This window comes from Candidatus Viridilinea mediisalina (assembly GCF_002532535.1).
GTDB lineage: Bacteria > Chloroflexota > Chloroflexia > Chloroflexales > Chloroflexaceae > Viridilinea > Viridilinea mediisalina.
Genome location: NZ_NQWI01000234.1, coordinates 1 through 2,645 on the forward strand (window position 1 = coordinate 1; position 2,645 = coordinate 2,645).

2 protein-coding genes are annotated in these 2,645 nt (G+C 58.9%); both read right to left on the reverse strand.

The window, feature by feature from the left end:
* Positions 1–1,048, reverse strand: a 1,048-nt coding sequence (locus CJ255_RS21615) for an alpha-amylase family glycosyl hydrolase (RefSeq protein WP_245863658.1), incomplete at its 3' end; no start/stop codon positions are given.
* Between the two features lie 63 nt (positions 1,049–1,111).
* Positions 1,112–2,359, reverse strand: coding sequence for a serine hydrolase domain-containing protein (locus CJ255_RS21620; protein WP_217352520.1), 1,248 nt, complete (start codon positions 2,357–2,359; stop codon positions 1,112–1,114).
* Positions 2,360–2,645: the final 286 nt, after the last annotated feature.

A 2,645-nucleotide genomic window follows, 5' to 3' on the forward strand; every position in this document is an offset into this window, starting at 1 on the left:
CTGTTGCCGGCACGACCCCAATGCCGTCGTGCGAAGCCAGAAAGTTGAAGAAGGCGGTGTTGGGCCCAGGCGGGGCCAACGCTTGAGCCCATTTGGTCAAGGGTTCCGCATCGCCCGCCGCAAAGGCGTGCAGCACGAGGGGGGCCAAGGGAAATTGGTAGACCAATTGGGCCTCATTGCTGCCATCGCCAAAGTAACTGATATTATCCGCGTGGGGCACGTTGGTCTCGGTAATCAGCAGGACGTGGGGGGCAACCGCATCAAGGCAGGCACGCCAGAACTGCACCACCCGGTGGGTCTCTTCCAGATGGATGCAGGAGGTACCCGCACGTTTCCAGAGGTAGCCAATCGCATCGAGACGAATCAGACTTGCTCCGCGATTCACATATTCCAGCAGAATCGCGGTCATCTCGAGCAGCAGTTCAGGATTGGCAAAATTGAGATCAATCTGATCGGCACTAAAGGTTGTCCAGACGTGCTGGGTGCCTGTTGGTGTCTCGAAGGGGGTGAGCAGCGGCGTTGTACGCGGGCGTGTGACCCCACTCAGGTCGGTGGCGGGATCAACCACATGGAAGCGGGACTCGGCTCCGGGTACGCCCTGCAAGAAAGCCTGAAACCACTGGCTTGAGGCCGAGATGTGGTTGACCACCGCATCAAACATGAGGCGGTAGTGGTTTCGTAGTGGAATCAGATCATCCCAACTGCCCAATGCCGGATCAACGGCCAGATAGTCTACCACCGAGAAGCCGTCATCGGAGGTATAGGGATAGAAGGGCAAGATGTGAACCCCACTCACCACACGCTGAAATGAGTCGTCCAGCAGAGCGGCAAGGCTTTGTAACGGAGTACAACCCGGCTCATGCACCTGATCGCCATACGTTATCAGGAGTACAGCATCCTCACTGAGCCGAGGTTGCGGCTCGGGCGGCACATAGCGCAGCGCAAACGCGGCCAACAAGGCCGCCAAACGCGCATAGCTCTCGGCACCTGGCCCCACGCCATACAGCGCGGTCAGGTGGCTGCGGATGTGATCAAGGGGTTTTGGCATAGGCTTTTTGAGGAACAGGGGAACAGAGAACAGGGGAACAGGGGGGGCAGAGGGCTTATTGCGCTACTCAAGCGCAATACCAACCAACGTATCCGTAATACCCCGCACATTGGTATAGGTATTATTGCTCAACACAATCACCGTGAGGCCCAATTCGGGGTAGCGCCCAAACCAGGTGGCGGCACCGCTCATTGAGCCGGGGTGAAAGACGAGGCGCTGGTCGTGGCGTTGCTCGATCAGCCAGCCGATACCATAACGCCCCGGGCCGGGCGTGAGCATGGCGTTGGTCAGATGAGGCGGCAGCAACTGATTGGCATCGAGGGCCAAGCCAAGCAGGTAGAGGTCTTCGACCGTAGAATAGAGATCGCCTGCGGCAAAGAGGTTACTCACATCAAGGGGAATATCGCGCCGCGCCCCGGCATAGCCCCGCGTGCCCGCAAGCGGGCTAAAATCACCCGGGTCTTGGCCGGTATGCTCCATGCCCAGGGGGGTGAAGATCTCATCCTGCAGAAATTCCGCATAGCTCTGGCCCGAGGCGGCCTCAATAATCATGCCGAGCAGCACATAGTTGGAATTGGTATAGTGGTAGATTGTTCCGGGCGTAAAGCCAAGCGGCAGGTGGCGAAAACGGGCCACCAGTTGTTCTGGCGTCGAGGGCTGCTGCTCATAGTGCAGAAACTCAGCGAAATCGGTATAGTTCGGAATACCGGAGGTCTGCCGCAGCAGATGGTTGACCGTAATTGGTTGCCAGGCGGGAGGACAAGGATCGAGGTAGCGGCAGATGGATGCATCGAGGGCGACGAGATCGTTTGTGGCGAGGCGCATCACCCCAATCGCCGTGATCGGCTTGGTAATCGAAGCGAGGCGGTAGCGCGTGCGCGCCGAGGCGGGGATAGCTTCTTCGCGATTGGCCAGACCATAGCCACGACTGAGCAACACATGGCCCTGGTGGGCCACCAGCACCGAGCCACTAAAACTGGCCTGTTGGGTCAAGCCAGCCAAATAGGCATCCATACGCTCGGCCCGCTCGACACTACTCATGGGCGGCTGGGGCGTCGCGGGCTGCATCAGCGCACTCAGGGGCACATCCTCAGGCTCAACGCCACCTGCCGCCCCTTCGCTACTCAGCCACACTGGGGTGACGGTGGGCAGCACAGTTGGCCCAAGCTCAGGCGCTGCGCCAGCCCCCACCCCCGCAATGCGCACCTCTTCTTGGCCGAAGCGCGGCGCACCACAACCACTCAGCCCTACGAGGAGCAGACAGAGCAGCCCGATGATGCGGGCAGGGATATGTAAGGTCTTAGAGTTCATTGTGTACCAATCATACCAGTATTGTTGAAGATTCTGCATCTCATCCGTAGTGCCGACTTTAGTCGGCATGCGGGGGTTGTGTCGGTGACCTCAGCCGACTAAGGGAAGCGGATGTTGTTCATTGCCCCCTTGTTTTGTCATCCTGAGAGACCGTAGGTAGTGCCGACGTTAGTCGGCTGAGGTCTTTGGCAGCGATGGGAAGCCGACTAAGGGAAGCAGAAATTGTTAGGTACCCCAGCAGCCTGTCATGCTGAATAGCACATATTCGCAGGCATCGTAGTGCCGA

Coding starts and splice junctions, on each gene's coding strand:
- CJ255_RS21620 (WP_217352520.1), bottom strand. CDS start 2,359: ATGAACTCTAAGACCTTACATATCCCTGCCCGCATCATCGGGCTGCTC.